Annotated in this window: 9 protein-coding genes and 1 tRNA gene; 2 read left to right on the top strand and 8 right to left on the bottom strand. The window is 65.7% G+C overall.

Features of this window, described 5'->3' with window-relative positions; all coding sequences use genetic code 11:
- Window positions 1–212: 212 nt before the first annotated feature.
- The 6 genes from Q8P38_10015 to Q8P38_09990 all read right to left on the bottom strand — a co-directional run bounded on the left by Q8P38_10015 (window position 213) and on the right by Q8P38_09990 (window position 5232).
- Window positions 213–866 carry an NUDIX hydrolase gene (locus Q8P38_10015; protein MDP4014937.1) on the bottom strand — a complete coding sequence of 218 codons (654 nt, stop codon included), beginning with the start codon at window positions 864–866 and terminating at the stop codon, window positions 213–215.
- Complete coding sequence (locus tag Q8P38_10010) at window positions 863–2533, bottom strand: CTP synthase (protein MDP4014936.1); 1671 nt, start codon at window positions 2531–2533, stop codon at window positions 863–865. The genes Q8P38_10015 and Q8P38_10010 overlap by 4 nt, the downstream gene beginning before the upstream one ends.
- Before the next feature lie 38 nt (window positions 2534–2571).
- Window positions 2572–3498 (bottom strand): NAD kinase, encoded by a 927-nt coding sequence (locus tag Q8P38_10005; GenBank protein MDP4014935.1) that lies wholly within the window; start codon window positions 3496–3498, stop codon window positions 2572–2574.
- A 75-nt stretch (window positions 3499–3573) separates the two neighbouring features.
- Window positions 3574–4383 carry a TlyA family RNA methyltransferase gene (locus Q8P38_10000; protein ID MDP4014934.1) on the bottom strand — a complete coding sequence of 270 codons (810 nt, stop codon included), beginning with the start codon at window positions 4381–4383 and terminating at the stop codon, window positions 3574–3576.
- Window positions 4384–4387: 4 nt separating this feature from the next.
- Entirely contained in the window at window positions 4388–4552 is a 165-nt protein-coding gene (locus Q8P38_09995; GenBank protein MDP4014933.1) for a hypothetical protein, read from the bottom strand.
- Window positions 4549–5232 (bottom strand): hypothetical protein, encoded by a 684-nt coding sequence (locus Q8P38_09990; protein MDP4014932.1) that lies wholly within the window; start codon window positions 5230–5232, stop codon window positions 4549–4551. The genes Q8P38_09995 and Q8P38_09990 overlap by 4 nt, the downstream gene beginning before the upstream one ends.
- Before the next feature lie 125 nt (window positions 5233–5357).
- Between Q8P38_09990 and Q8P38_09985 the strand changes: the two genes are divergently transcribed.
- Both Q8P38_09985 and Q8P38_09980 read left to right on the top strand, forming a co-directional pair.
- On the top strand, window positions 5358–5699 hold the full coding sequence (locus tag Q8P38_09985; GenBank protein ID MDP4014931.1) for a hypothetical protein: 342 nt from the start codon (window positions 5358–5360) through the stop codon (window positions 5697–5699).
- 245 nt (window positions 5700–5944) lie between these two features.
- Window positions 5945–6018, top strand: a tRNA-Leu gene (locus Q8P38_09980).
- 54 nt (window positions 6019–6072) lie between these two features.
- Here the strand turns inward: Q8P38_09980 and Q8P38_09975 are convergent.
- A complete protein-coding gene (locus Q8P38_09975) occupies window positions 6073–6420 on the bottom strand; it encodes a type II toxin-antitoxin system PemK/MazF family toxin (protein ID MDP4014930.1) in 348 nt (115 codons plus the stop codon).
- Window positions 6417–6641, bottom strand: a complete 225-nt coding sequence (locus Q8P38_09970; protein ID MDP4014929.1) for a ribbon-helix-helix domain-containing protein — start codon at window positions 6639–6641, stop codon at window positions 6417–6419. Before Q8P38_09970 ends, Q8P38_09975 begins: the two co-directional genes overlap by 4 nt.
- Window positions 6642–6994: the final 353 nt, after the last annotated feature.

Here is a 6994-nt window from a genome sequence, read left to right as displayed (position 1 = left end):
CTGGCCTCGCCCCCGCGAGGCGGGGGGACCCACCGCAGCAACGTCGGCCTAGAGGCAGTTGCGGCGGCTGTTGTGGTGGTTGGCCGAAACTCTTGCGCTAGACACCCAGCAGAACGTCGGCCTACCGCAGCAACGTCGGCCTACCGCAGCAACGTCGGCCTACCGCAGCAACGTCGGCCAAGGCGGCCGCCAAAGAGTCTCCCGCCCAGGAGTCAGCCAGCGAAGACGCGACCTGATTCGGTCAAGCCGTCCCGCACGGGCCACGGGGCGTCGGCCGGGCGCAGTCCTGTCCAGCCCGCCCGGCGAGCGGCATGGCAAGCCAGCACCCCCATCACCGCCGTCGGGTTTTGCAGTTGTCCACCCTGGACGAGCGCGAGCGCCTCGTCCAGATCCACCCATCGCGCTGGCATGTCGGCCTCCTCGGCCTCACCGACAGGCCGCCCGTCGGGAGCTGGACGCAGGCCTCGGGCCAAGTAGCAGCGGAATGACTCCGACGACCCTCCAGGGGAGTTCAGATAGTCCAGCAGAACAGCCCACGAGTCGGCGACCAGCCCAGCCTCCTCGATGAGCTCACGCTTGGCAGCCGCGAGCGGATCCTCGCCGGGTTTGTCCAACAGACCTGCTGGCGCTTCCCACAGGTAGGAGCCGACTGGGTGACGGTACTGGTTGATCAGGAGCATCCGGTCCCTGTCGTCCAACGCCGCGATGCCGACCGCTCCTGGGTGGACCACATAGTCGCGGACGACGGTCTCCCCGCTAGGCAGCGAGACTTCGTCCGAGCGAACCGCCCAGCAACGTCCATCGAAACGCTCCCAGCGCTCGACCACAGGCTGGGGGGCGAAGAGGTCGTGGATCTCCTGCCTCATTTGAGGCGGGCTTCGACGGCCAGCGGGGCCTTGTCGGCGGTCCGCTTGACCAAAGCTGCTGCGATCAGGCCCGCGAAAAGTGGATGAGCTCGGGCGGGTCGTGAACGGAATTCGGGATGAGCCTGGGTTCCGACGTAGAAGGGATGGACCGAGCGCGGCAGCTCCACGAACTCCACTAGACGCCCGTCGGGTGAAGTCCCAGACATGTCCAGCCCGCGCGCCTCCAGTTCCAGCCGGTAGGCGTTGTTGACTTCGTAGCGGTGTCGGTGGCGTTCATCGACGTAGGGAGCGGCGTAGATCTCGGCGACCAGGGAACCTTCAGCGAGCTTCGCCGGGTATAGGCCAAGCCTCATGGTGCCGCCCATGTCCCGGTTCCCGGCGACAACGTCGCGCTGTTCGGCCATGGTGGCGACGACCGGGTGCGAGGTTGCCTCGTCGAACTCAGCGGAGTTGGCGTCGGACCAGCCGCACACGTTGCGCGCGTACTCGATCACCATGCACTGCAAGCCGAGGCACAGGCCCAGGGTCGGGATGCCGTTCTCGCGGCCGTAGCGCAACGCCCCGACCTTGCCGTCGATACCCCTGACGCCGAACCCGCCAGGCACGCAGATGGCGTCCATTCCCGCTAGCTTCGAGGCCGCGCCGTCCACCGTGGCACAGTCATCGCTGGTGACCCAGTGGATGTTGGCGCGGCAGTCGTGGTGGAACCCGCCGGCGCGTAGAGCTTCGGTGACCGACAAGTAAGCGTCCGGAAGGTCCACGTACTTGCCGACAAGGGCGACGTTGACTTCGTGGGCAGGGTTGTGGACTCGGCGCAGCAGGTCGTCCCAGTCGGTCCAGTCGACGTCCCTGAAAGGTAGGCCGAGCCGGCGCACGACATAGGCGTCCAGACCTTCGGAGTGCAGGACCTTCGGAATGTTGTAGATGCTGGACGCGTCCGGCGCGGCGACAACAGCTTCGGTCTCGACGTCACACATCAGCGAGATCTTGCGCTTGATGGACGGCGGGACTTCGCGGTCCGCGCGCAGAACGATCGCGTCCGGCTGGATACCGATCGATCGCAGAGCGGCCACTGAGTGCTGCGTGGGCTTGGTCTTCTGCTCGCCCGACGGTCCTATGTAGGGCAGCAGCGATACGTGGAGGAAGAACACGTTGTCGCGTCCGATTTCGTGGCGGACCTGGCGGACGGCTTCCAGGAACGGCAGCGACTCGATGTCCCCGACGGTTCCGCCGACTTCGGTGATGACTACGTCGATGTCGTCGGCGGCCATGTGCCTGATCCGGGACTTGATCTCGTTGGTGATGTGGGGGATGACTTGGACGGTTCCGCCGAGGTACTCCCCCCGGCGTTCCCTGGCGATGACCGTTGAGTACACCTGCCCGGTGGTGACGTTCGCGGAGCCGTGCAGGTTGGTGTCCAGGAATCTTTCGTAGTGACCAACGTCCAGGTCGGTCTCGGCCCCGTCATCTGTGACGAACACCTCGCCGTGCTGGAACGGGTTCATGGTTCCCGGATCGACGTTGAGGTATGGATCCAGCTTCTGCATGGTGACCCTGAGACCGCGGGCCCGAAGGAGGTTTCCGAGGCTGGAGGCCGTCAGGCCCTTGCCCAGCGATGAAGCGACTCCACCAGTGACGAAAACGTGCCTTGTTCTGCCATCACCCATGGGCCACCAGGCTATCAGGAACTAGCCGGTGTCCCGAGTCAGCGAAACGCCCGCTTCCCGCGCCAGCCCTCCACGGGAAGGCCGAACTTGGCGACGAGTCGGTCTGTGAACCTGGCCTCGTGGAGCCTGGCGAACTTCAGTGGATCATCAGCCCGGGTGATCTCGACCCGTGAGCCTGGCTCCAGGTCATGGTGTCTGCGTCCGTCGCACCAGATGACGCCCTCGGGGGAAGCTGGAAGCAGCTCTACGGCCACCTTGCTGTCCGGGGCGACAACCAGCGAGCGCGCGAAGAGGGCGTGGGCACTGATCGGCGCGACGACGAGAGCTTGGACCGCGGGCCACACAACAGGCCCGCCCGATGACCAGGCGTACGCGGTCGAGCCCGTCGGGGATGACACGACCACGCCGTCACATCCCCAACGAGACAAAGGACGGTCATCGATCTCCAGCACGACGTCGATCATCCGCTTTCGGGAGGCCTTCTCGATGCTGGCTTCGTTCAGCGCCCATGTGGACCACTTCAGGTCCGCTCCTTTGAGCAGATTCACCTTCAGAGCTAGCCGCTCCTCAACCTGGTAGCTTCGATCGACCACGGCCGACACGAGGTGTTCGACATCGTCAGATTCCACTTCGGCCAGGAATCCCACGTGGCCAAGGTTCACTCCCAGTAGGGGAATCGACTCGGCTACCGCGTATTGGGCCGCGCGCAGGATCGTCCCGTCGCCGCCGATGACGATGACCAGCTCACTAGACACCGCGGAGTCGGTGCCAGTGCATGGAAGTGTCTCGTCCCCCGATGCCAACGCCTGCGATGCGACGTCGTCCTCGCCGGCCTGAAGCGGCGCTAGCTCATGCTCTGGGACCTGGACCCCGATCCCTGACGCCGCCAACGCGCGAGCCATGCGTCGGGCGATTCGAATCGCTTCGGGACGCCCGGTGTGCGTCACGAGCATGACTCTTCGCACGGTCGCTCCCTTCGCTGGCGCGGTGTTTCCGGAAGCTACGCTATCCCGCTGGCCGTGGTAGGCGCCGCTTCGGCGTCAGGCTGGGCCTTCGCGCACGGCGGACTCGGCGTCTTGTTGGGAGCAGGCCTCGCCCCCGGGTGAGAGCCACAGGAAGTACTCGACGTTCCCAGCGGGTCCAGGCAATGGGCTGGCGACGATGCCGCGTGTCCCGAGCCCGCTCCCGGCGGCGGATGCGGAGACGCTGGCCACGGCGAGTGCCCGGGCCGCCGGATCTCGCACGACACCGCCCTTGCCGACGGCTTCGCGCCCCAGCTCGAACTGCGGCTTGACCATCGCCAAGATGTCGCCGTCTTGAGCCATGAGAGCCGCCAGTGCCGGAAGGATGAGCCGTAGGGAGATGAAGGACACGTCGATGACTGCCAGCTGCGGCGCGTAGGGCAGGTCGTCCGGACCCAAGTATCGAGCGTTCGTGCGCTCCATCACGGTGACGCGGGGGTCGGTCCGCACGCGCCACGCGATTTGCCCGTAGCCAACGTCGACCGCGACGACGTGCTCGGCGCCTTCGTTGAGCAGCACCTCGGTGAACCCACCTGTGGACGCTCCCACGTCCAGGCAGAGGCGTCCGTCGACGTCGGGCAGTCCCTCGCCGCGGAACTCCGCTAGCGCGCCCAGGAGTTTGTGGGCGCCGCGCGAGACGTAGTCGACGCCGTCGTCTGGCTGCAGGACTATCGAGTCGGTCGGAAGTACCATCCGCGCGGGCTTGTCAGCGACGAACCCACCTACACGGACGCGGCCGACGAGAATCACCTTCCGCGCTGCTTCCCTGGTCGCCGTCAGCTTGCGCCTGACCAGTTCAGCGTCCAGGCGGCCTCTCTGAGCGGCCACGCGCCTACTCCTGCGGGGCTTCGGTGAGAACGCGCTCCAGGTGCTCCAGGACTTCTTCCAGGACCTTGGCGGTTTCCTGCAGGGAGGTACTTCCTTCCCCGTGGACGTGGTCGCTCTGCTTCAGGGCGGCTTCCCCCGAGGCCTCCCCTGTCCCGGCTGTGTCGCTCACTCGGCGGACGGAGTGCCGGTCATGGGCGCGGGCTTCTTCGCGGCCGACTTCTTCGCTGCGCGCTTGGCTGGGCTCTTCTTGGTCGCGCGCTTCTTGGCCGCGGGCTTCGGGGCAGTCTTCGGGGCACTCTTCTTCGCGGTCGACTCTGAGAGGCTCTGCGTCGCGACGGGCTTCTCCTGCGTCGCGGCAGCGACCGTGGCGGTAGCCGCCGTCATCGCCCTAGAACTGCGCGAGGCTCGGCTCGCCGCGCGCTCGGCTGCCACCGACACAGTCTTCGAAGCAGCGTCTACGGCCGTACGAGCCGCTGTCGTGGACGCGTCGGCAGCGCCTGTGATAGCTCCGGAGACCCGCTCGGTAGCCCGCTCATGCTCCTTGCGCAGCTGCTTCTCCAGGCGGCGGACATGCTGTCTAACCGCGGCCAGCTCCTCCTCGCGGACGAAACCCATCCGGCCAACTGCTCTTTCCACTTCGGTGCGGACCAGCCCCGCCAATAGGTCGCGGTTGGTCCGGCTCGTGTCGAGCAGATCGTCGGTGATTTCCTGGACTTGCTCCTGACTCCTTGACGTCAGATCCATCCCCTGAGCCACGATTGCCTCGGCCAACTCCTTGGCGCGCTGAACCGTAACGTCACTAATCCCCCCGGCCACCTGCAAGTAGCCGCGCAACACGTCGAGCACCATTTTCGTTCCCTCCGAAAAGTCGCAACGCCAGCCTGATCGGATTCAGGTCAACCGGCACTCCCCAACGGTAGCGCCTGCCCCCTGCCGCAGTATCGTGGCCGGGTCCGACAAGTGAAGGGGCGGCGATGGCGACCGAAGACGAGTGTCGCGTCGCAATCGAGTCTCTGATCAAGCGCCTGGACGACGTCGACCCGGACATCAGACGTGGGCACATGCCCGACAGGACCATCGGATGTACCCTTCTGGATCTCGACGTGACCTTTCTCGGCCGGCTCGAGGACGGACATCTTGTCGATCTGCACACCGTCTCCAACGGTCGAGAACCGCAAATCCGCCTTCTTTGCACCAGTGATGACCTGGTCGCCATGGTCGACGGCGACGTGAAGTTCGCGCACGCATGGGCTACGGGCCGCATCCACCTGGACGCGAGCCTGCGTGATCTCCTGCGCCTCCGCGGCTTGGCCTGAGCCGGGCCCGCCACCCCCGCGCAGAAGCGGCCGCTCCCGACAAACGCGCCCGTTGCGCAAGGAAACTCCCGTTGTAACGGGCGCGTCTGTACCCAAAAGGGCGCTTCTGTTCGGAGCGGGCGTTTCTGCCAGGGGGCGGGGGCTGGGGGGGCTTCGGGGTCGCTTCGGCGAGCGGGACCGACCGAGCTTGCGCGGGGCGAAGCCTCCTGGTCGCTACCGCGTCATGACGGTACTCTCATGCCTGAGCCCCGGTATCCCAACCGGCAGAGGAAGCGGTCTCAAACACCGTCCAGTGTGGGTTCGAATCCCACCCGGGGCACTCTGTGATGTCTCAAGGCATCGGACAAACGGGGACCTACCGGTTCGTGCCGCGTCAGAGGCGGAGGTGTATCCGGAGGGCGTGGTCTAGCTCGTCGATCAAGTCGTTTGGCAGGTGTCCGACTGTTCGGGTGATTCTGTTGATGTCGATGGATCTGAGTTGCTCAGCCTGAGCCTTGCCATCAGACCGCAGTCCGCTTCGAGCGGCCGGAACAAGCACCTGGAAGTGGTGGATCCGCGCGGTGTTCGTAGTCAGCGGGACGACCGTGACGACTCCGCGGCCCAGATGGCTCGCGGCCTCATTGGCGGCGTCGTTGCTGACGACTACAGCGGGACGAACCTTGTCGGACCCCGATCCCCGGCTCGGGCTGAGATCGACGGTCACGATGTCCCCACGCCTCACGATTCGTCCCGGTCGATGCCGTCGCTATCTGACGCCTCCCACGCGTCCAAACTCGCGTCGGGCTCGGAGAACGCGTCGCGATACTCCGAAGCCAAGTTCGCGCGCCGAAGGGCCTCCACAGCCTCGTGGACGACCGCCGAGCGGGACTCCAGGCCGAGTCGACGCGCTGTCTCATCGAGGTACTTCACGTCAGGCTCCGGCAGGCTCACACTCAGCTTCATACCGCCGATACTACTACTGGTCGGAATCTCAGCGCGTCGCATCCTTCGGGGCGCGACCGGCACGGGTCGATAGGCGGCGAGGTGATGCAAAGGTGAGTAGCCGGGGGGAGTTGCACCCCCCGGCTCTCGCAGAACCGGACGTGACGGTCTCCTGTCATCCGGCTCCCACGGGTCAGCGTGTGGGGATAGGGGTTAGTTGCCAGTGGACGAACGTGAGGTGCTTCTGAGTTAATGAGGAACTTCGGGTTTTCAATACCCAACATTTGGTGATCTTGGTTCATGGTGTTTCCGCCTGGTGGTTTCGACGGTACTCGATCCGGTTGATTCGGGCCTGTTGAAGGCCGTGGCGTCGC

The organism is Candidatus Nanopelagicales bacterium, assembly GCA_030700225.1.
GTDB lineage: Bacteria > Actinomycetota > Actinomycetes > S36-B12.
The sequence above is the reverse complement of the archived record's forward strand: the minus strand, read 5'-3'. Positions and strand labels throughout refer to the sequence as shown.

Excerpts from the sequence above, each read along its gene's own strand:
- Q8P38_10015 (MDP4014937.1), bottom strand. The coding sequence starts at position 866 with ATGAGGCAGGAGATCCACGACCTCTTCGCCCCCCAGCCTGTGGTCGAG.
- Q8P38_10010 (MDP4014936.1), bottom strand. The coding sequence starts at position 2,533 with ATGGGTGATGGCAGAACAAGGCACGTTTTCGTCACTGGTGGAGTCGCT.
- Q8P38_09990 (MDP4014932.1), bottom strand. The coding sequence starts at position 5,232 with ATGGTGCTCGACGTGTTGCGCGGCTACTTGCAGGTGGCCGGGGGGATT.
- Q8P38_09985 (MDP4014931.1), top strand. The coding sequence starts at position 5,358 with ATGGCGACCGAAGACGAGTGTCGCGTCGCAATCGAGTCTCTGATCAAG.
- Q8P38_09970 (MDP4014929.1), bottom strand. The coding sequence starts at position 6,641 with ATGAAGCTGAGTGTGAGCCTGCCGGAGCCTGACGTGAAGTACCTCGAT.